Here is a 22047-nt window from a genome sequence, read left to right on the forward strand (position 1 = left end):
TATAAATTATGAGAAGAAAAAGAAGTGAAAACTTAGACTTATTAAAAAAATATAATAAAATGCAAACGATAAGTTCTGTAATTTGGATACTAGCTGGTATTGGGGTTTTGGTATTTGGGATTTATTATAAAGAAATCTTTGAAATTATCTTCGGAATCCTTGCATTTATTTACGGGATAGCTGTATTAAGAATTAGAAATGTAAGTCTAGGTGCAATTGCAAGAAGCGAGAGGAAAAGATTAAATATCCTCGTTATTGCAATTGTTGTCTTTTCACTTGTAAATCCAATAGGAAATATCCCTGTAATCTATGATTTGTTAAAAAGGGATTATGTACTTAGGGGAGGATTTGATGAAAAATAAGATTAAGATTTTTTGTCTAGTCCTCGTTTTTATGCTAACAAGTACCTCTTGTGCAAAAAGAAGATTAGACCAGCTAGAAGCAAGGCGAACCAAAACTATTGTCAATGATGGGGGATTTAACGGTAGTGATGATGTTTTTTTCCCAGATAATATTGACAAATATGATATTGCCTCTTATTTAAAATGGTATAAAGACTTGCAAACACCACCAAAATTACAATTGCCCGCTCCAGAAAAACCAGAAGATCTAACAAATAAAGAAATGATAGAAGATTTTAATTATGTTTTTAAGGAACTTAAGGCAAATTATCCATTTTTTAGAGTTTTAAAAAGAGAGTATAATGTTGATTTTATTGGCTCCTATAATAAATATCTTAAACGCATAGAAAATGCAAAAACTGACCAAGAATTTATAGACGAGATGACAGGAATTATAGGAGAGCTTAACAATTCCCACGCTAGGATTGCAGATAAAGCTTATGTTCAAAACACGTTAAAATATTATTCCAAAAATTGGAATACCCCATCAATTTATTATGAATTTTTAAAAATGAACAAGCAAGTAGTGAGAAATCGCTACGACCTAGATGGCGAGCAAACGTTAGATTCAGGTCAAAAGTCCCAAAAAAGAGCCCTTTCATTTATGAATAAAAAACAAGAGACGAATTTAAGTCTTGAAAGTCCAGCAGAAGGAATTGCTATTTTAAAGATAAATTCTATGGTTGACCCAGAAAAATTTAGCCAAGATGAGGCGATTTTAGATGAGTTTTTAAGAAATAAACACCTTTATAAGGCGCTAATAATAGACATCCGTGAAAACTACGGGGGCAATATGGATTATTGGCAAAAATTCCTTTTACCAAAAATCCTAAAAAGCCCAAAATCAGTAACTAACCACTTATTTTTCAAAGACTCAGATAGGGCCAAATTAATCTTAGCAGATGATACCTTAAATATCGAAACCCTAAAAAATGTTGATATTTCAGGGGTAAAGCTAGAACATTCAAGTGATCTTAAAAACTTTGACTACTATATAAAAGACACGATTACAGTAAACCCTGATGAATCTAACAAAGAATATGGATTTGATGGAAATATTTATCTAATGGTTGATAAAGCGGTATTTTCAGCCGCTGAAGGCATGGCAAGCTTTATGAAAAATTCTGAATCAGCAAGCCTAATCGGTGAGACAACCGGAGGAGATGGGATAACCCTAGGAGTGATAAATGATGTTATGCCAAATTCAGGCCTAGTTTTTACCTATACAAATACTCTAGGCTATGCACCAGATGGTTCAATAGATGCAGAAAAACGCACAGTACCAGATATAGAATCATCTTCCTTTAAAAATTCTATAGAAACTATCCAAGAAATAGAGGCGGGTAATTTTTAAAAATAAAAAATTTAATATTATAATTAGAAAAATAAAAAAATATGAGAATTTATCAAATTCTCATATTTTTTATTACAAATGTTATATTTAAACTTTACTTGTCAGATTTATTAGCTAAATTTGGGCTATAAATTACTAGTTTTTTAAGGCCGGTATATATTCTATGGACAGAGTATATAAGTAAAGGTGGCTTAATTAAGAAATACGTAGAATAGGTTATATCCTTAACATAAGTACTTCCTCCAGTCCTACTTAAAATGAGGTCTGAAACATTACTGTCTGTTATTTGATAGGCTATAATAATTCCTATTACCCCAAATATAAAGTCTAACCACATTAACTTTAATAGCATTGACTTGCTTTTTTTGTCATCATCCATCTCTTTGTTTCTCCTCAAAAAATACTCACCATATAAATGGGTTTTAACAACATTGTCTCTTTTCTTGTAACTTTTTCGGTTATTTAATATAATCCTACTTCTGATTATATAGTATTCAAGTTCAAAAATTATATTTTTAACAACTATATTTAAAAGTACACAAATAGGTATTTTGTTATGAGGTAGCATTTAATGTAAATAAAATTATATACTATCTATTATAAAACAGTAGCTGAATATCTTTGAAACTTAAAATGAATAGTATATATAAATAATAAACTTATATTAAAATTAGGAGATTAGATAATTAGTCATTGGAAATTATACAATTAAAAAAGCTAGGATAAATGAGCTGAACCCCAAAATCCGGAATATGGATTGAGGGGTTTTTTCATGCCAAAATATACAAAAAAATTTAAAATTAAATTAGTTCTGGAGTACTTATCAGGTCAAACAGGTGGACGACCTGCAATAGCAAACAAATACAATATACCTGATAGCACTCTAGAAAATTGGATTAACAAATATAACTCAGGAGGGTTTTACGACTTAACTAAAAAGCAAAATAACAAGAAATACACTAGTGAATTTAAACTATCTGTAATACAATATAGACAAATCAATAATATCTCATACAGGCAAACCGCAGAGCACTTTGATATCACTAATGGATCAGTAATATGTAACCGGGAGAAAGCATATCGAGAACGTGGTTTATCTGGATTAGAAGATAACAGAGGAAGGCCTAAGAAAGATATGTCTAAATCAGAAAAGAAATCAAAGAACGAAAAAACAATAGTTGAGTCTGAAAGAGAAGAACTAATAAGACTTAGAGAAGAAAATAAATATCTAAAGATGCAAATACTATTCGAAAAAAAGTTTCAAGCCTTGCTACTAGAAGAGGAAGCAGAAGCAAGGAAAAAACAAAGATAATACTTCATCTTCTTAAAGAACATCCTGAAACAAAAGCAAGTGAATGGATAAAAGTAGCTAAGCTTGCTAAATCTTCATACTATGAGTGGAAAATTAAATTAGAAAATCCAGAAGACAAAGATAAAGAAATCAGAGAAGAAATTAAATTAGTAGTTAAAAAAACTAAAGGTAGGTATGGCTACAGAAGAGTAAGTACAGTTCTAAGAAACAAAGGCTTAATAGTAAATCATAAAAGAGTTCTTAGAATCATGAAACAAGAAGGACTCTTATGCACTAAATTTAAAACTAGGTCAAGAAAATACTCATCATACAAGGGTCAAGTAGGTAAAATAGCTTCTAACGTAGTTAATCGTAACTTTAAAGCCAGTAGACCTAATAGGCTATGGTTAACAGATATAACTGAATTTAGAATTAAAGGTCATGAAGATAGACTCTACCTATCACCAATACTAGATGCATACAACAGCGAGATAATTAGCTATACACTAAGTCATCACCCAACAATTAAACTGACCAACTCAATGTTAGACAAAGCAATAAAAGGTATTAGTTCTAAAGACAATTTAGCAATACACTCAGACCAAGGATTCCATTACCAACATAGTTCATGGTCTAGTAAACTAAGAAAACTAAATATAATACAAAGTATGTCAAGAAAAGGGAATTGTCTAGACAATTCTCCGATGGAAAACTTCTTTGGTATACTAAAACAAGAAATGTACTATGGTGTAGAATTTACAAGTTATGATCAATTAAGAAAAGAAATAGAATTATATATCAAATGGTACAACGAAGACAGAATAAAGACAAAATTAAACGGAATGTCACCTGTTGATTACAGATTACATTCCGCTTAAAATATTATTAAGTTATTCCGTGTTTATGGGTTCAGCTCATAAAACCTAGCTTTTTGCTTATTTTTTATTTTTTTGATTTTTACTCAAGAAATAGTAAGCGCCTAGGGCTATAACTAATATACCCACTACATATCCAAGACTTTTTATACCTGTTTTTACAATGCTTGCTGCATTAGTATTTTCTCTTGGAGCTACTGTTTGGTTGGCTTCTGTTTCGTTAAATTCTTCTTCTTTATCATCGTCAGTATCTTCGTTTGTATCTTTGTCTTCATCATTTAGTTCTGGAGACTTGGTTTCGTTGTCGATAGTTACTGTTTTTGGTACTTCCTTTTCTTGGCTTTGATTTTCTGAATCTTTATTTACTTCAGCATTAGTATTTTCTGCCCCGTTATCTTTTTTATTATCATCAGCATTTGATTCACTTAATGCTTTTTCAGTAAATGGATATAGCCATGAGTCAGATCCTAGGTCAGATGTGTAGTTTGCTGATGCATCTAACTCTTCGTTTGATAATTTAGCATCTTTGTTTGTATCTATGGCATCAAGTTCTCTTTTTTGGGCATCAGATAATTCTTTATACTTACTGCTTGTTTTATCATTTTTTAAAAAAGCAGATTCGTTTTGAGTAGCTGATGATCCTGTAGTTTGTGTAGGATTTTCTATAGTTTGACTTTCTTCTATTAGATTTTGATCACTTGTATCTGTATTTCCAGCTATAAATGATTGATTTTCTATCTCTGTTTCATCTTCTTTTTCTAAAGATGCTGGGATTTCAAAGTTCAGTTTATCTGCACTTTTTAGAAAATCATTTAAAAGCTCATTTGCTTTTTCATTTTCTTTATTTTCATTAGCTTTATTTAAAATCTCATCGTATTTTGATTTTAGATTTACATCAGCTGAGTAATAAGCTTTTGAGTTTTGGACTGCTTTTATATTTTGCTCGAGATTTTGAGGTTTTTCACTTGTTTCATCTTCAAAAAGAATGCCGTTTGTAATAAAGTTTTGTGTGGCTAGATCTATATTTTTAATCTCTTCATCTGTCAATAAAAGAGACTCTTGTTTTTGCTCTTGGCTAATTAAAGATTTTAGATATTCGCTTTGATCTTTAATTTTAGCAAGGTCATCACTATTTAAAACTTTTTGGCTATCTTTTATGAGCTCTTTAAAGCTTTGTGCATCTATTTTTTTTATTAGTTCAATATTCGCCTTTAAATCATAACGTAGATTGTATTCTTCTCCAAATCTGTTTGCTAGATTTTCTAAATCTTTTTCTAGCTCTGGATTTGGAGTGATAGCCTTGTTTTTTTGTTCTAATAAATTATTATAGGCTTCTATTTCATTTTTTGAAGCCTTATCAATATTTTTTAATTCATTTATATTTTGGATTTCTACTTCCGTATCGATTGCTAATGAGTTTGTAACTGGTGCGGCTAAGCCAATAGCAAGGGTGAGGATAAGTATTTTTCCGTAATTTTTAATTTTCATAATATACTCTTTCTCTTTATACTTTTTTATATTATTATATTAAAAATTAAGGATTTTTCAATCAAAAAAAGCTAGGACAAGAAGTCCTAGCTTTAGTATAATTAACCTTTTAGTCCCTCAGCTTGTCTTAGCATATTTTCTACAACAATGTCGTGAATTTCTCCAAGGCTTGCTCCATATTCTAAGATTTCCCAAGGTCTATTTGTGTGAAAGTGGATTTTGATTAGTTCTTCATCACCTACTGCAAGTAGGCTGTCTCCTTCAAAGTTTTCTGTAATGTGATCAAAGATTTCATCTTCATCTAAATTTTCACCTGCTATTAGCAATTGTGTATCAAATTTAAAATCTCCTATATCTACCATATTTCCTCCTAATTACTGTTTCCTTTTGTTAAATTTCTCTTAAGTTCATCTTCTAGCCTTGCTATTTCAGCTTGGGCCAAAGTCCTATTTTTCTTACCCTCGATTTGGATATTTCTAACTTCTTCTATTGTAGAAATAAGTTGGTCGTTGGTATGTTTGATTGTATCTAGGTCTATAATACCGCGTTCTGTAGCTTTTGCAGTTTCTATTGTGTTTTGTTTTAAGGTATCTGCATTTTTTCTTAAAAGCTCATTGGTTAGGTCTGTTACTCTTTTTTGGGTGGCAATAGCTTGGTTTGTGTGATTCATCCCAAGGGCTAAGACCATTTGGTTTTTCCAAAGTGGAATGGTATTTACTATTGTGGTTTGAATTTTTTCTGCCATTATTGAGTTTGATGATTGTACCATCCTGATTTGTGGAGCCATTTGGATTGACACCATACGGGTTAGGTCCAAATCATGAAGTTTTTTCTCAAATCTATTTGCTTGAGCTTTTAGATCGTTTACTTTTTGGGCATCTAATGGCAAATTAGATTCTTTAGCTTGGGATTCTATGGCTGGGATTTCACTTGCATAAGTTTCTTGAAGTTTTCTATTTCCAGCTTCAATATACATGGTGATTTCTTTGTAGTATTCTTCGTTTAAGTCATACATCTGATCTAGCATTGAAATATCTTTCATAAGTGTTATTTGATGATTTTCCAAAGTTTTGGCTACTTCATCGATATTTTTTTCTGCTGATTGGTAGCGGACTTTTAAATCTTCTACTTTATTTACTTGTTTTTTTAAAAATCCTAGGGGACCAGAAGCTTCTTCACGCTCCATATCACGGATGTCCATAACAACTGAATCAAGCAGCCCCCCGATTTCTCCAAGGTCCTTATTACGAACTGTATCTAAGGTTTTTTCTGAGAAATTTGAAATCTTTTTTTGAGCACCTGATCCATATTGAAGGATGATGTTTGTATCTTCAAGATTGATCTTTTTAGAAAAATCATCTATCATTTTTTCTTCTTCTGGAGAAAATTTTACATTATTTTCTACCAAATCAGGACTTTCATTGGTTATGTTATCTAATTTGCTATCATTTTCATCGGCACCGTCTAAAGTTAATTTTATATCACTCATTGATTACTCCAATCATCTTCTGCATAACCTTCTTGGTTTAAAAGTAAGTTTATTGTGTCAATGTCAGTTTTTATATCCATGGCCCTATCTGATAAAAGTTCTACTTTTATTTTATCAAAAGCTTCGCCAATAGTAATTATTGACTCGTTTATTTGCCCCATAGAATTTGTTATCTTTGAATTATTCGTACGCATCATTTCAAAATCACAATAGCTTTCTACTAGTTTTGCGGTAGTTGGCAAATAGTAGTCGCTAAATTTATTTAGGGCGTAGGACTTTTCTGGATATTTTTCTACTATATTTAGTATATCTCTTGAATTTTTTAAAAGTTTATCTACATTTGTTTTAAAGTTTGTATCATTTATTTTTGCTTGGCTTGTCTTTATTTCGTTTATGACAACTTTGCCTTGGTCAAGGATTTCTCTAGATCTTTCAAAGCTTAAGTCTTCTACTAAAACTTCATCTTCACTTTCAGTTTTTACCCTGGCTTCAGGGATTTCTTTTTTCTTATCCTTATAAAGCCTAAAGGTAGGGATGTCTAGGATAAAAAGTGAATCATCTTCTACTATGCGGGCTTGATGAAAGTAGCCGCGTTTCATCATTTTTGTAAGATCTGATACAGTTTTTTCTTCTGTCTGAGCAACTGCACTTGCAAGATCTCTTATAGAAATAACTGTATTGTTGCCAAGTTCTCTCAAAAATCTCACATAATTATTGGTAAGTCTAAAATACTCTTTACTAGCTTTCCAGGAAATATAAGGAAAGGATAGGGTTAGCGCAATTAAAAATAAGATTATGACAAACCCCTCAATATCACCAAAAGTAAAGAAGTCAATTACAGATGCTATAGTAGGAGGAATTAGTATTATTCCTGATAAAATAGATGCTGCCTGCCAACCCTTAGCCTTGGAAAGCTCTGGGGGTTTTTGTTCGCACACTTCTTTATTTCTAGTTTGGGGTAAGTTTTCTGTTTTTTCCTTTGATTCTGTAAATTTTTTTAGGGTATTATTAACAGAATTCTTAATAGACTCGCCAATTCCATAAAAATCTATATCATTAAAGTTAAAATTGTTTTTATTATCAGTCATCGCTACTCCTTGTATTATTAATATCATACCCTAATCTTTAATAAATTTAAATTAGTTTTAATTTATATTAAATTAGTCATCTAAATCAATTATCTTATCAAAGCTATCTTTAACTTTTGTTATACTATCCCTGTTGCCAAAGGCTACTAAATTATCTTTTTGCATAGATTTTTCAAATAAATCTGCATAAGCTTTTATATCATCAAGACTTGCGCTTTTTATTTCTGCTAAGATTTCTTCTGGATCAAATGGATTTTCTTTTTTATATCTACCATAATCTTCATCAGCTAGGGTAGATGGAGATTTTGGTCTAAGAATAGAGCCCATTGATGAAATTTGTTGGTTTTCAAAGTCTCTACTTGTAAGGGAGATGTTTTTTGTAAGCTCTCCAATAGAATCAAAACTTTCAATAGTTTTTAAAATATTTGGATCGCGGTAGGAGTATGTTGAAATCAGTCCTGATCTATTTGCAGTGATTCCAGCTCCATATGCGCCGCCCTTAGCACGGATAAGTTCATAAAGGTATGGATTTGATAAAATTGAAGTAGCTACCATGAGCTTACCATCAAAATCTTCGCCAAATTCTTTTATATTTGCAGTTTTTGAAATGTAGTTTACATTTGCATTTGAAAGGATGGCTTCCTTATAAGATTTAGGATAAAATTCTATTTCTACTTGATCTTGTTTTTCTAATAAGGAATCAAATTTATCGTTAATAATTTTTCTCATCTTCTCAAAATCATTTTTTGAGCAAGTGATATTTATTTCTAGATTTTCAGTAAATATTTTTTTGTAAATGCTATTTATTTTACTTAAAAATTCATCGAAATTATTTTTAACTTCATCTATGACAGTTTTTAAGAATAAATAAGAACCAATGCCATTAAGCTCATCTTTAATCATAGAAGCCTTATCGATATGAGCATTTGCTCTATTTATTGCCAAAATATGGCCTTGGTCATACATGCCAGATTCAAAATATGATTTTTTCATACGAAGGACTTCTAAAATCCTTTTTTGATTATCAAATTTGGAATTAAACATAAAATCAGACATCAAATCAAGTCCCTTTTGAGCTGTTTCAATAGTTGATGTAAATGAAACTTTTTCTAGTCTTGCAATATCCTTATCATTTACATTTATAAATGCATTTGAGAAATTTGGGCTTGATAGGTATTGAAAAAGCACATCATCTATTTCGGTATAGGCCATATTTTCTGTATCAACTGAGCCCATAAAGTCATTTATAAGTGAAAGATAACCTAGCTCATTTAAATTTAAATGATTTATGTCAAAATATAGCGAAGTATAGATTAAACCAGCTGTATCAATATCGTGGTAAATATAGGTGAATTTATCATCGATAAGTTCACGAGCAGTTTTCTCTAGCTTTGTTGGTACATCTTCTATATTTAATACTGGAATTGTGGCTTTTTCTTCTTCAGTATCTGCCTTATTTTGGTGGATTTCTAATCTTTCTAAATCGCTTTTTATTTTTGCTAAATCTTCATCATTCATATTTTTATTTAGATCTGCAATGTAGTCGTCTAAATCTTTTTGTTTATTAGCCGTATAATCACTACTTGGTTTTGCAATATAGATTAACTTTGTTGGATTGTCTAAAAAGTTTTCTTTGATGAAGTTTTCATAATAGTTTGTATCTATTAGTTGTCTTAGCTCATCTAAGTAGTCAATTATATTAAAGGTCTCAAAAATTGGCTTATCAAATTGCCACATTAAAAAGTAGGTTAGTCCTCGCATTACAGAAATTAATTGATCTCTTTGTCCATATTCAAAAATAGAAAAGGCTGCCTTTAAACTTTCCTTATTCATGCCATTTGCAGCATCTTTCAAACCATTTTCAATTATTTCAACAAATTTATCTAGTTTTGCTCCATCAGCTTTTTGGGCTTGTAAAATTATTGAGCTTCTTACCCCATAGCCAACCCTTGCAGAAAAGTCATCTGGGTCAATTTCTTTGTTGATTTCATTTTTGATTTTGGATGAATCCATGTGAAACAAGGCACTAATGAGGATAAGGAGGGTAAGATAGTATTTTGTATCTTGGCCTTCCTTAGTCAAAAATCCATAAAGCAAGTAATCAGCGTTTTCTTGTTCACTATTGCCAGGATAAGTTGATTTTATAATATCAGAATAATAATTATCCGGCACCTTTATTTCAAAATCAAGGTCTTTGTAATCATAATTTGATAAATATTCCTTATCCAAGTGGTCCAAATAAAAATCTATATCCAAATCCCCATAAAAATATATATAAGCGTTTGAAGGGTGGTAGTGAGTCTCATAAAAATTTACAAATTCATCATAGGAAATTTTATAAATATCAGCTGGATCTCCACCAGATTCGTATTCATAAGGACTATTTTTATAAAGATGGGCTATAAAATCATCGTAAACAAGTTCATCAGGATCGGTAAGAGCGCCCTTCATTTCATTATAAACTACCCCAGAAATACCAGTGATTTTGTCGTTATCAATTTCATAATGCCAGCCTTCTTGGTCTAATATTTCTTTTTTGTGGCGAACACTAGGGTTAAAAACAGCGTCCAGATATACGTCAGTTAGATTATAAAAATCTTTATCATTTTCGCTAGAAACTGGGTAAACTGTCTTGTCTGGATAGGTCATAGCATTTAAAAAAGTTTGAAGCGAAGAACTTGCCATATCCATAAATGGCTCGCGAGTCCTATATTTTTTTGACCCATTTAAAACTGAGTGCTCCATAATGTGGGCCATGCCCTTAGAGTTTGTTGGTGGAGTTTTAAATCCTATACCAAATGTTTTATTTTTATCATCATTTTTTACATATACAACTTGTGCCTTGGTTTTATCGTGTTCATAAAGATAAACCTCAACACCCATTTTTTTGTAATTTTGTTTTTCCTTTAAAGTGTAAGTCATAATTCCTCCGTTTTTTTAACTATACTCCAACAAATATTTATCGATATTGGGTAAAAATTACAGAGATATATTTTAGGAGGATTTATGAAGAAAATAAAAACCCAGGAACTAACAGTTATGGCAATTTGTCTTGCCCTGATGGTAGTTTTAGGTACTGTTTTATATTTTGTGGGCAGGTCTTTACCAATACCTGGAGGTAGGCTTTTAGCCATGGCCCCTGCTTTTTCTTTTATTTTTACTGCTCTAATACTTAGGATTAAAAAAATTGGAGTTATTTCTTTTGTTTCTTTTGTATTTGGAATATTTTTACTAAAATTTTCAATATTTGGAGTCTTAGCTATTTGGATAAGTGCATTTTTGGCTGACATTTTGACATTTTTGTTAATTAGAAATTACAAATCATATAAGGACATATACCTTACAGTCCCAATAAATGGATTTTTTCAAGTGTGGACTTCTTATATTGTAGTTATGAAATTTGTCCCAGAATCAAAATTTACACAAGCAGCCCTAATTCCAACCCTAATATTATCAGTGGTGGTTTATTTAATTGGATATTATTCTTCAAAATATTTTCTAAAATTAATGGAGAGAAGATCTCTATTGGGCGAAAAATTTGAAGATAAGCAAATAAAAATGAATTATGAAAAGAGGTAAGAAATGAAACTTGGTATACTTGGATCAGGAAAAATAGTACAAGAGGTTTTACCTGTACTAAATGAAGTAGAAAATATTGAACCAGTAGCAATTGCTGCACGAAATGAAGAAAAACTTAAAAGATTGTCAGAAGAATTTGCAATAGAAAAATATTATGTAGGAATAGAAGAATTACTTGCCGATGAGCAAATCGATACTGTATATGTTGCCCTTCCAAATAATTTGCATTTTGATGCTATGGATAAGGCAATTGATGCTGGAAAAAATATTATTTGTGAAAAGCCATTTACATCAAATGCCTATGAAGCAGAGATTATAATACAAAAGGCTAAAGAAAATAATGTGTTGATAGTAGAAGCTATAAGTCACAGATTTATCCCAAACGCTATAGAGGCCAAAAAAATTGTAAATGACTTAGGAGATATCAAAATAGTTTCATTTAATTATTCCCAATATTCTTCAAGATATGACAAATTTAAAGAAGGCATAATCGAGCCAGTATTTTCCCTAGAAAGTTCCGGTGGAGCCTTAATAGATCTAAATTTATATAATGTAGCCTTTGCAGTAGATACTTTTGGCCTACCAAAGGATGTAAAGTACTTTGCAAATATTGAAAAAAATATAGATACATCTGGTATTGTTATTTTGGATTATGAGGACTTTAAAGTATCCTGCATTGGATCAAAAGATTCTGCTGCACCGATGGTAAATACCATCCAGGGAACAAAAGGAACTATTGAAATTCCAGATGCCCTTAATAGCTTTGAGGAGTTTAATCTAGAAGAAGTGGGAGATGATGGTCAATATTCTTTCCAATTTAACGAAAAGGGAAGATCAAGACTATATTATGAATTTGTTGCCATAGAAGAAATTTTAAGGACTCGTGATGAGCAAAGAGTGAATGAATTATTAGATAAAACTTACAATTATATAGAAGTTTTAACTAAAGCAAGATTTGATGCAAATATTTATTATCCTGCTGATAAAATTCGTTAAATTTGTGATATAATTAATTCGTAAGTCATTTTAATATGAATTTATATATTTTAATTTAATGAAAGGAGAGAAGATGGTAGGAATAATACTTGCAAGTCACGGCCACTTTGCTGAAGGTATCAAAGAATCTGCCCAAATGATATTTGGTGAGCAAGAAAAATTTGAAACAGCAATTCTTTTGCCAAGCATGGGACCGGATGACTTAAGAAGTGAGCTTGAAGCTTGTATCAAAAAAGTGGATAGCGATGAGATTTTATTTCTAGTTGATCTTTGGGGAGGCACTCCATTTAACCAAACTTCGAATTTACTTGAAGGCCATGAGGATAAATGGGCAATAGTTGCAGGTATGAACCTTCCTATGGTTATAGAGGCCTTATCAGAAAGATTTACAAACGAATCTTCACACGCAATTGCAAAAGCAATCGTAGGCTCAGCCAAAGAAGGAGTAAAAATCAAGCCTGAAGACTTAAACGAAGTAAGCGAAAAGGTAAACGAAACAAATGATGTAGATGATGCCCAAGCCCTAGTTGATGCAAAAAAAGCATCAGACGGATCAATTCCAAAGGGAACAGTTATTGGAGATGGTAAAATCGACATAGTCCTAGCTCGTATCGATACTAGACTATTGCACGGTCAAGTTGCAACTAGCTGGACAAAAGCTACAAAACCAGATCGCATCATAGTAGTTTCAGATGCAGTAAGCAAGGATGCCTTAAGAAAATCAATGGTAATGGAGGCTGAACCTCCAGGAGTAAAAGCCCACGTAGTTCCAATTTGGAAAATGAAAGAAATTTTAGATGACCCTAGATTTGGTGCAACACGAGCTATGCTTTTATTTGAAAAACCAGAAGATGTATTAGAATTATTAGAACTAGGTGGCAAGATTGATCATGTAAATATAGGATCAATGGCTTACTCTGAGGGAAAGGTAAACCTTACAACTGCCGTTTCTATGGGAAAATCAGACGTAGAAACTCTAGAAAAATTAAAAGACCAAGGTGTAACTTTCGATGTTAGAAAAGTCCCATCAGATAAAAAAGAAAAACTTGATAATATGCTTAAAAAAGCAAAAACAGAATTAAATATGAATTAGGAGAAGAAATGACTGCTATTAATATTATTTTAATCTTTATAGTAGCCTTCCTAGCAGGTTGTGAAGGGATTCTTGATCAATTCCAATTTCACCAACCATTAGTTGCTTGTACTTTAATTGGTCTAGTAACTGGACACTTTAAAGAAGGTATCATGCTAGGTGGTGCGCTACAAATGTTGGCCCTAGGTTGGTCAAACGTTGGAGCAGCAATCGCTCCGGATGCAGCTTTAGCATCGGTTGCATCTGCGATTATTATGGCTCTTGCCCTAAATGGAGGAACTACTAATGCTGTAGAAGCTAGAAGTACAGCTATTACTTTAGCAATCCCACTATCAGTAGCTGGTTTATTTTTAACCATGCTTGCAAGAACTATAGCAATACCTATGGTTCACGCTATGGACTCTGCTGCTGAAACTGCTAACTTTAAAAAAATTGAAAGAATCCACTGGACCGGTGTTCTTATGCAGGGACTTAGAATTGCAATTCCAGCACTTATTTTATGTTTTATCCCAGCAAAAGTAGTCACTGATGCCCTAAATGCTATGCCTGAGTGGTTAAAAGGTGGTATGCAAGTTGGTGGTGGAATGGTTGCAGCTGTTGGTTATGCCATGGTTTTAAATATGATGAGTACCAAAGAAACTTGGCCATTTTTTGCCCTTGGTTTTATCATTGCAGCTATACCAGATATCACACTTATAGGCCTTGGAGTCATAGGTATTGCATTTGCACTTATATATATGAAACTTAAAGGTATTGCCCAAAGTGGCGGAGGAGCTAGCGGAAATTCTGGCGATCCACTTGGCGATATTATAAATGATTATTAAGGAGGGATCTTATGACTGATAACAAAAAAGATAAAGATATAGAAGTTTTTGAAGCAGACTCTAGCAATAAAGTTATAAAAAATGAAGATCCTGCGGTTAAAAAAGAAGTTATAAAAGAAGAACCAGTAAAGACTGAAGTAGTCGAAACAAAAGAAGAAGTTGTAGATGAAAAATCAGAAACTAAAAATGCAGATAGAATAGAATTGCCAAAAAATGTCAGAAGAAAAATCTGTAACAGACACCAATTCTTACAAGGTACATGGAACTTTGAAAGAATGCAAAATGGTGGTTGGGCTTATTCTTTGATTCCAGCTATCAAAACCTTATACCATGACGAAACTAGTCAAGCATCAGCACTAAAACGTCACTTAGAATTTTACAACACCCACCCATATGTATCAGCACCAGTTTTAGGTGTAACCCTTGCAATGGAAGAAGAAAGAGCAAATGGAACAGCTATTGATGATGCAGCAATCAACGGGGTAAAAGTTGGTATGATGGGACCTCTTGCTGGTGTAGGAGATCCAGTTTTCTGGTTTACAATTAGACCTATTTTAGGAGCCTTAGGTGCATCTTTAGCTTTAAGCGGAAATCCACTTGGACCAATTTTATTCTTTGTCCTTTGGAACATAATTAGATATGCTTTCCTATGGAAGACCCAAGAAGCAGGTTACAAGGCTGGTAATGAAATTACTAAAGACTTATCAGGTGGACTTTTAGGTAGGGTTACTCTAACAGCTTCTATCCTTGGTATGTTTGTAATAGGTGCCCTTGTACAAAGATGGGTAAGTGTAGACTTCCCTGTAGAAATTACAAGAGTTGCTCAAGATAGCAAAACATTTATAGATTGGGCAAATCTACCAGGTGGATCAGAAGGCATAAAACATGCTCTAGAAATGTATGAAACCTACGGGGCAAATGCCTTTAACCCAGAAAAAGTTACAACACTTCAAGATAACTTAGATATGCTTGTGCCAGGGCTTATGCCATTATTACTAACACTTGGTGTATCAAAACTTCTTAAAAAAGATGTTTCACCAATCGTAATCATCGTTGCCCTATTTATCATCGGTATCGTTGCTAGATACTTTAATATAATGTAGGTTATGATAGAGTCACAAAACAAAACTATCGACTTATCAATAAAAGCAAAACATCTCCAGGGTTTCACTAGCTTAGGAGATGTTGTTATAGGCGATAAGGCTTTTGAATATTACAACGAAAAAAATCCTAGGGACTTTATCCAAATCCCACGGAGCGAGATAGAACTTATTACTGCTGAAGTTATTTTTAAAACCAAAATCCCACGATTTGCCATTCACACCAAGCAAAATGGAGATTTTATATTTTCGACAGTAGATAATAAGAAAACCCTACGAGCCATAAATAAATATATACCAGGAGAAAAGCTTAGAAAATCACTTTCTTTATTAGATTATATTAAGCGTGCCTTTAAAAAATAGAGTACCAAAAGGGTGCTCTTTTTTTGTTTTAAATTGGGTATATATTTTAACAAAGCTTTATCTGGAAAACATTTGCAAAAAATGTGGAAAAGTAAATTAATTTGCTATATAATTAACTTATAAGGATTTAGAAAACATAATTTTTTAAAAAAATATAAATGTTTTCACAAAGGAGAAAAATATGAAAAATTATACTACATCCAAAATTAGAAACTTAGCTTTAGTCGGTCACTCAGCAAGCGGTAAGACTAGCCTTGCTGAAGCACTTTTATACAAAACAGGTGCAATCGATAAAAAAGGAAGAGTTGAAGAAGGGTCTACAGTTTCAGACTATGAGGCTCAAGAGAAAAAAAGAGGGATTTCTATCCAAACTTCAATTATTCCTGTTGAATACGAAGACTACAAGATAAACTTTATAGATTCTCCTGGATTTTTTGACTTTGAGGGTGAAGTTTTGCAGGCTCTTAGAGCTAGCGAGGCAGCGCTTTTTGTAATTGACGGAGAAAATGGGATAGAAGTTGGCACAGAAAAATATTGGAACTACACCCAAGAGATAAATCTCCCATCAATTATTTTTGTAAACAAACTTGATAAGGAAAATGCTCATTTTAATAAGGTGGTATCAGATCTTCACATCGAGTTTGGAAAAAAAGTTATACCTCTAACATTGATGCTTGGTGAGGGAGATGAATTTGAAGGTGTTATCGATGTTTTAGATAAAAAAGCCTACACTTACGAAAATGGTGAGAAAAAAGAAGTAGAAATCCCAGAAATCCGTCTAGCAGAGGTAGATGCAGTTTATGAAGAAATCATAGAAGCGGTAGCAGAAACTGATGATTCGTTAATGGAAAAATTTTTTGAAGGAGAAAAATTTTCTGAAAGCGAATTTAGAAAAGGTCTTACAGAAGCCATTCTTAATGGTACTGTTGTACCACTTATCGCAGGATCTAGCGAAAAAGAAATAGGACTTACTCAGCTGTTAGAAGTTATTACTAGATATATGCCATCCATTGATGATGAGGTAGCTCATATAGGTTTTAGAGTAAAAGATGGTTATGAAGCATTCGATGCAAATGAAGATGCACCATTCTCAGCAGTAGTTTTCAAAACCCTTGCAGATCCATTTGTTGGTAAAATTTCTATTTTTAAAGTATTATCAGGTTCAGTATCGAAAGATGATAAGATTTTAGACGTTACAAAAAATAAGGAGCTTAAGGCTTCAAATTTATTTTTCCTAAGGGGCAAAGAGCAAATTAAAACTGATAAGGTTATTGCAGGGGACATAGGAGCTTTTACAAAACTTGACGAACTTTCAACAGGTGACAGCCTTGCTACAAGTGAAAATAAGATTGAATACAAGCCAATTAAATATCCAAAACCAGTTTTATTTTATGCTATAAATGCTGTTAGCAAAAACGATGAGGATAAGATTTCTGAAGCCCTACAAAAATTAATCGAAGAAGATCCTACTTTCAAAGACGACAGAAATACAGAAACCCACCAACAAATATTATCAGGTCTTGGAAATGTCCAACTTGAAGTAATTATGGACAAACTTCGCGATAACTACGGAGTAAATACAGAAGTAGTAGACTACAAAATACCATATAGAGAAACTATAAAAGGCAATTCTGATGTCCAAGGAAAGCACAAAAAACAATCAGGTGGTGCTGGCCAATATGGGGACGTATTTATCAGATTTGAGCCAACCGAAGAAGATTTTGTCTTTGATGAGGAAGTATTTGGGGGAGCAGTTCCTAAAAACTATTTCCCAGCAGTAGAAAAAGGCCTTGAAGAATCACTTTTAGAAGGACCACTTGCAGGATTTAAGGTAACTGGCATCAAGGCGACACTTTATGATGGATCCTATCACCCAGTTGATAGTAACGAACAAGCATTTAAATCTGCTGCGAGAATTGCCTTTAAAAAGGGTATAGAAGAAGCAGACCCAATACTTTTAGAACCAGTTATGAAACTTGAAATCAGAGTTCCAGAATCATATATGGGAGATATCATGGGTGATATGAACAAAAGACGCGGCAGAATTTTGGGCATGGACCCACAAGCAGACGGCAGCCAAATAATACTTGCCGAAGCTCCATTATCAGAAGTTTTAACCTATGCCATTGATTTAAGAAGCCAAACTTCAGCAAGAGGCGCATTCTCAATGGAATTTGAAAGATACGAAGAAGTACCAAAAGAAATTACACAAAAAGTTATAGAAGCACACAAAGAATAAGTTTAGGAGGCAAAGATGGCAAAGTGGGAAATTTTAGACATTGACCCTTGGATAAAAGATTATGAAAATGATATAAATCTTAGAATGAGCGAATACGAAAAAGCAAAAAATAGACTCATAGGAGATGGCCAAACACTTTCTGACTTTGCCAATGCCCACCATTATTATGGTTTTCATAAGACAAAAACTGGTTGGATTTACAGAGAATGGGCACCAAATGCAGATGGACTTTACCTAATCGGTGATTTTAACGATTGGGACAGACACGCCCATCCTATGAAAAAAATAAATGATGAGGACTGGGAGATATCTATAAAGGGTATAAAAACCATCCCTCATGGTTCACGTATAAAGGTTTTGGTAGATGCAAATGGCAAAATTTCTGATAGAATTCCGCTTTTTGCAAAAAGAGTAGAAAGAGATGAAAATGGTGATTTTGCAGCTATAATGTACAATCCTCGATCCAAATTTAAGTGGACCGATGATGATTTTAAAATTCAAAATGACGATTTATTAATATACGAAGCCCATATTGGCATGGCTGGCGAAGAAGGCAAAGTTTCTACTTATAAGGAATTTGAAAAAAATATCCTACCTAGGATCAAAAAAGCAGGCTATAATACAGTTCAATTGATGGCCGTTGCTGAGCACCCATATTACGGATCTTTTGGCTACCAAGTAAGTAATTTTTATGCGCCAAGCTCCTGGTATGGGGAAATTAATGATTTAAAATCACTTGTAAATACTGCCCACGAAATGGGGTTAAATGTGATAATGGACTTGGTTCATTCTCATGCTGTAAAAAATACTATCGAGGGCATCAACGAATTTGATGGAACAGATTACCAATTTTTCCATACTGGAAATAAGGGAGAACATCCAGATTGGGATAGTAAATTATTTGACTATGCAAAACCAGGTGTAGCTCACTTCCTTCTTTCTAATGTGAAATATTGGCTAGAAGAATTTCACTTTGATGGTTTTAGATTTGATGGAGTTACATCAATGATTTATAAAAACCACGGTCGTGGGGTAAGTTTTGACCATTATGATAAGTATTTTTCTATGAATACGGATATAGAAGCTATAAATTATCTGCAAATGGCCAATGAATTAGCTCGAGAAGTCAAAAAAGATGTAATTACCATTGCTGAAGATATGTCAGCAATGCCAGGCATGTGCATGCCAATTTCTAAAGGTGGTATAGGTTTTGATTATAGGCTGGCTATGGGTATGCCGGATTTTTGGGAAAGCACCCTAGAAAAACGCGATGAGGATTGGGATTTATCAAATATGTGGTACGAACTATCCACCCACCGCCCTGATGAAAAACGCATAGCCTATGTAGAAAGTCACGACCAAGCTTTGGTTGGTTCAAAAACCACTATTTTTACCTTGGCAGATCAGGAAATGTACTGGCATATGAGTAAGGATGATGACAACTATATAGTAGAAAGAGCCCTTGCCCTTCACAAAATGATTAGATGGATTACAATTACCATGGGGGCAGATGGATATTTAAACTTTATGGGCAATGAATTTGGCCACCCAGAATGGATAGATTTTCCAAGAGAGGGCAATGGATATTCCTTTGATTACGCCAAACGCCAATGGTCACTTTTAGAAAATGATAATCTTAAATACCAATACTTAGCTAAATTTGATAAAAAAATGCTAGAATTTACCAAAGATAACGAGCAATTGGGTAACAGGATATTTAGACTTTGGATAGATAATGACAGAAAAGTAATTGCATACAGAAATAAAGATGTAGTTTATATTTTTAACTTCCACCCAATCAATTCATACGATTCATTTGCAGTTCCAATCCATGATATTGGTAAATTTAAAGTGGGCATGGATACTGACCAAGTGAAATTTGGAGGCAAAGGCCGCATTTCTCATGAATATATCTACAAGACAGAAAGACTAGCAGGCACAGACTATGACGGGATAAAAATTTATATCCCAGCAAGAACAGCCCTCGCCCTACAAAGGATTGATCAGTGAAAATAATTTGTTTGGGAGATTCATATACAGAAGGCTATTTGGTAGGCAAATCTTATGTAGATTTCCTAAAGGATTATGGCCATCAAGTCATAAATTTAGGCAAAAATGGAGATCGCACTAGTGGCATGCTAGAAAGATTTAGACCGGAGACTTGCGACATGCAAATAATATTTGCAGGCACAAATGATTTTTTTGATGCTACTAGCCCAGACCAAGTTTTTGAAAATATAAAAAAACTACTAAGAAATTCAAAAGGCAAGCAAAATATCATAATTAGCCCGCCCTTAATGGAAAAGGACGAATCCTACCCCAGATATGCTGAGATAAATGAAAAAATAAATAAATTAGGAGATTTAGAAAAAAATCTCGATGCAATATTAATAGATGCAAAAAAAATAAAACCCTCGTATATAGATGGACTTCATATGAGAGAGGACTTTCATAGAAAATTGGCTGATGAGATAATAAATCAAATCTAAAAACACAGGAACAAAACCCTGTGTTTTATTGTGGCAAAATTTGAAATTACATTATAAAATATATATTGAACTAAAAAAGGAGGAACTATGCCGGATATAGATATAAATCAGCTAATAAAAACAAATATCGTAAAAGATATCATAATAATTTTAATCATCCTAGTTATCAGCAAAATATTGCTCGATAGTCTATCGCATTTAATAAATAAATCCTTCAGTAATAAAATGGATGTAGATGGTTATAGAAAAGTAAGAATAGAAACACTAAGTAAAAATCTTTATACAGTTATTCGATTTATAGTAGGCTTTATAATTGTGATGATTATTCTAGATATGTTAGGAATAAACACCAGATCAATAATAGCAACAGCTGGAATAGGTGGAGTTGCCATCGCTTTTGGTGCACAAACTCTAGTAAAAGATATAGTTACAGGAGTCATTATTATCGTAGATGATACATTTAGAGTGGGAGATTGGATAAAAACAGCAGGAGTTGAAGGTACTGTCGAAACACTTGGTATGCGCCATACAAAAATTAGAGATTATGACGGTTCACTTCACACAATTCCTAATTCGCAAATCACAAATGTCCAAAATTTAAACAGTGGCCCAATGAGATTTGATTGTAATATTTACTTATCATATGATGTAAGCTACGAAGAAGCTGAGGATATAGTAGAAACAGTATCAAAAAAATTAAAAGCAGATAAAGATTTAGGAAAATACATTATTCAAGATGTAAGTGTATTTGGAATAATGGAAATTCGTGAATCATCATATCTACTAAGAACAACAGGAGTAGCAGTCCCAGGCCATCAATGGGCTTTGGGAAGAGAAGAAAGAAAACTAATTATAGATGAGATATATGGTAGAGCTTTAAACCCAAGCATACAAGTAGTAGCAATTGCAAAAGGAAAGGAAATAAATGAAGAAATATAAACAAGGAGATATTATAACTCTTAAAAAAGGCCATCCATGTGGAGAAAATAAATGGGAGATAGAACGCATGGGAGCAGATATGAAGATAAAATGCCTAGGGTGTGAGAAGGCTATTTGGCTAAAACGCATAGACTTTGACAAAAAGATTAGAAAAATACAAGATGAAAACGGCAAGATGGTCTCAATAGTAAACTATCAACCAGAATTATAAAAAAAATTAAAAAACTATTGACATATAAATTCAGTTCTGTATAATAGAAAAAGTCGACACCAAAGACTAAGAAGAGTGATTAAAAATAAATTAAAAAAAACTCTTGACAAGTCATCAAAAAGGTGATAGACTATATAAAGTCGATACAGTTAATTTGTAAATGCTGAGTAAAATCTTTGTAAAAAACTTGCAAAAAGATTTGACAAAGCCAAAATTAAATGGTAGACT

General features: G+C 32.7%; 21 protein-coding genes. 15 read left to right on the top strand and 6 right to left on the bottom strand.

The window, feature by feature from the left end:
- Window positions 1-8: 8 nt before the first annotated feature.
- Window positions 9-362, top strand: a complete 354-nt coding sequence (locus tag ACKRLN_RS08810) for a hypothetical protein (RefSeq protein ID WP_203126997.1) — start codon at window positions 9-11, stop codon at window positions 360-362.
- On the top strand, window positions 352-1755 hold the full coding sequence (locus ACKRLN_RS08815; RefSeq protein ID WP_416334883.1) for a S41 family peptidase: 1404 nt from the start codon (window positions 352-354) through the stop codon (window positions 1753-1755). The genes ACKRLN_RS08810 and ACKRLN_RS08815 overlap by 11 nt, the downstream gene beginning before the upstream one ends.
- Before the next feature lie 94 nt (window positions 1756-1849).
- Here the strand turns inward: ACKRLN_RS08815 and ACKRLN_RS08820 are convergent, their stop codons facing one another.
- Window positions 1850-2134, bottom strand: coding sequence for a hypothetical protein (locus ACKRLN_RS08820; protein WP_416334884.1), 285 nt, complete (start codon window positions 2132-2134; stop codon window positions 1850-1852).
- A 393-nt stretch (window positions 2135-2527) separates the two neighbouring features.
- On the opposite strand from ACKRLN_RS08820, the gene ACKRLN_RS08825 reads away from it, so the two are divergent.
- Both ACKRLN_RS08825 and ACKRLN_RS08830 read left to right on the top strand, forming a co-directional pair.
- Window positions 2528-3067 carry a helix-turn-helix domain-containing protein gene (locus tag ACKRLN_RS08825; protein WP_416334885.1) on the top strand — a complete coding sequence of 180 codons (540 nt, stop codon included), beginning with the start codon at window positions 2528-2530 and terminating at the stop codon, window positions 3065-3067.
- Window positions 3001-3924 carry an IS3 family transposase gene (locus ACKRLN_RS08830; protein ID WP_416335397.1) on the top strand — a complete coding sequence of 308 codons (924 nt, stop codon included), beginning with the start codon at window positions 3001-3003 and terminating at the stop codon, window positions 3922-3924. Before ACKRLN_RS08825 ends, ACKRLN_RS08830 begins: the two co-directional genes overlap by 67 nt.
- 57 nt (window positions 3925-3981) lie before the next feature.
- Here ACKRLN_RS08830 and ACKRLN_RS08835 read toward each other — a convergent pair whose 3' ends face one another.
- The 5 genes from ACKRLN_RS08835 to ACKRLN_RS08855 all read right to left on the bottom strand — a co-directional run bounded on the left by ACKRLN_RS08835 (window position 3982) and on the right by ACKRLN_RS08855 (window position 10908).
- On the bottom strand, window positions 3982-5409 hold the full coding sequence (locus ACKRLN_RS08835; protein WP_416334886.1) for a hypothetical protein: 1428 nt from the start codon (window positions 5407-5409) through the stop codon (window positions 3982-3984).
- A 101-nt stretch (window positions 5410-5510) separates the two neighbouring features.
- Window positions 5511-5771 (bottom strand): kinase to dihydroxyacetone kinase, encoded by a 261-nt coding sequence (locus tag ACKRLN_RS08840; protein ID WP_203128294.1) that lies wholly within the window; start codon window positions 5769-5771, stop codon window positions 5511-5513.
- A gap of 8 nt (window positions 5772-5779) precedes the next feature.
- Entirely contained in the window at window positions 5780-6898 is a 1119-nt protein-coding gene (locus ACKRLN_RS08845) for a toxic anion resistance protein (RefSeq protein ID WP_203128296.1), read from the bottom strand.
- Window positions 6895-7986 carry a 5-bromo-4-chloroindolyl phosphate hydrolysis family protein gene (locus ACKRLN_RS08850; protein ID WP_416334887.1) on the bottom strand — a complete coding sequence of 364 codons (1092 nt, stop codon included), beginning with the start codon at window positions 7984-7986 and terminating at the stop codon, window positions 6895-6897. Before ACKRLN_RS08850 ends, ACKRLN_RS08845 begins: the two co-directional genes overlap by 4 nt.
- Window positions 7987-8058: 72 nt before the next feature.
- On the bottom strand, window positions 8059-10908 hold the full coding sequence (locus tag ACKRLN_RS08855; RefSeq protein ID WP_416334888.1) for an insulinase family protein: 2850 nt from the start codon (window positions 10906-10908) through the stop codon (window positions 8059-8061).
- An 84-nt stretch (window positions 10909-10992) separates the two neighbouring features.
- Between ACKRLN_RS08855 and ACKRLN_RS08860 the strand changes: the two genes are divergently transcribed.
- The 11 genes from ACKRLN_RS08860 to ACKRLN_RS08910 all read left to right on the top strand — a co-directional run bounded on the left by ACKRLN_RS08860 (window position 10993) and on the right by ACKRLN_RS08910 (window position 21819).
- Window positions 10993-11565, top strand: coding sequence for a hypothetical protein (locus ACKRLN_RS08860; protein ID WP_203128302.1), 573 nt, complete (start codon window positions 10993-10995; stop codon window positions 11563-11565).
- A gap of 3 nt (window positions 11566-11568) precedes the next feature.
- Window positions 11569-12561 carry a Gfo/Idh/MocA family protein gene (locus ACKRLN_RS08865; protein ID WP_416334889.1) on the top strand — a complete coding sequence of 331 codons (993 nt, stop codon included), beginning with the start codon at window positions 11569-11571 and terminating at the stop codon, window positions 12559-12561.
- A 73-nt stretch (window positions 12562-12634) separates the two neighbouring features.
- Window positions 12635-13654, top strand: coding sequence for a PTS sugar transporter subunit IIB (locus ACKRLN_RS08870; RefSeq protein WP_296142030.1), 1020 nt, complete (start codon window positions 12635-12637; stop codon window positions 13652-13654).
- 8 nt (window positions 13655-13662) lie between these two features.
- Window positions 13663-14478 carry a PTS mannose/fructose/sorbose transporter subunit IIC gene (locus ACKRLN_RS08875; RefSeq protein ID WP_203128308.1) on the top strand — a complete coding sequence of 272 codons (816 nt, stop codon included), beginning with the start codon at window positions 13663-13665 and terminating at the stop codon, window positions 14476-14478.
- A gap of 11 nt (window positions 14479-14489) precedes the next feature.
- Window positions 14490-15581, top strand: coding sequence for a PTS system mannose/fructose/sorbose family transporter subunit IID (locus ACKRLN_RS08880; protein WP_416334890.1), 1092 nt, complete (start codon window positions 14490-14492; stop codon window positions 15579-15581).
- Window positions 15582-15584: 3 nt separating this feature from the next.
- Window positions 15585-15941: a DUF956 family protein gene (locus tag ACKRLN_RS08885; protein WP_203128311.1), complete on the top strand. Its 357-nt coding sequence runs from the start codon at window positions 15585-15587 to the stop codon at window positions 15939-15941.
- Between the two features lie 181 nt (window positions 15942-16122).
- Entirely contained in the window at window positions 16123-18180 is a 2058-nt protein-coding gene (gene fusA / locus ACKRLN_RS08890; protein WP_296142026.1) for an elongation factor G, read from the top strand.
- A 15-nt stretch (window positions 18181-18195) separates the two neighbouring features.
- Window positions 18196-20190 (top strand): alpha-amylase family glycosyl hydrolase, encoded by a 1995-nt coding sequence (locus tag ACKRLN_RS08895; protein WP_416334891.1) that lies wholly within the window; start codon window positions 18196-18198, stop codon window positions 20188-20190.
- Complete coding sequence (locus ACKRLN_RS08900; RefSeq protein WP_203128323.1) at window positions 20187-20669, top strand: SGNH/GDSL hydrolase family protein; 483 nt, start codon at window positions 20187-20189, stop codon at window positions 20667-20669. The genes ACKRLN_RS08895 and ACKRLN_RS08900 overlap by 4 nt, the downstream gene beginning before the upstream one ends.
- A gap of 87 nt (window positions 20670-20756) precedes the next feature.
- Complete coding sequence (locus tag ACKRLN_RS08905) at window positions 20757-21608, top strand: mechanosensitive ion channel family protein (protein WP_203128325.1); 852 nt, start codon at window positions 20757-20759, stop codon at window positions 21606-21608.
- Window positions 21595-21819, top strand: coding sequence for a DUF951 domain-containing protein (locus tag ACKRLN_RS08910; protein WP_203128327.1), 225 nt, complete (start codon window positions 21595-21597; stop codon window positions 21817-21819). Before ACKRLN_RS08905 ends, ACKRLN_RS08910 begins: the two co-directional genes overlap by 14 nt.
- Window positions 21820-22047: the final 228 nt, after the last annotated feature.

It is taken from the genome of Anaerococcus sp. AH8042_DFU013_CI05 (genome assembly GCF_047936775.1).
In the GTDB taxonomy this organism is placed as follows: Bacteria; Bacillota; Clostridia; order Tissierellales; family Peptoniphilaceae; genus Anaerococcus.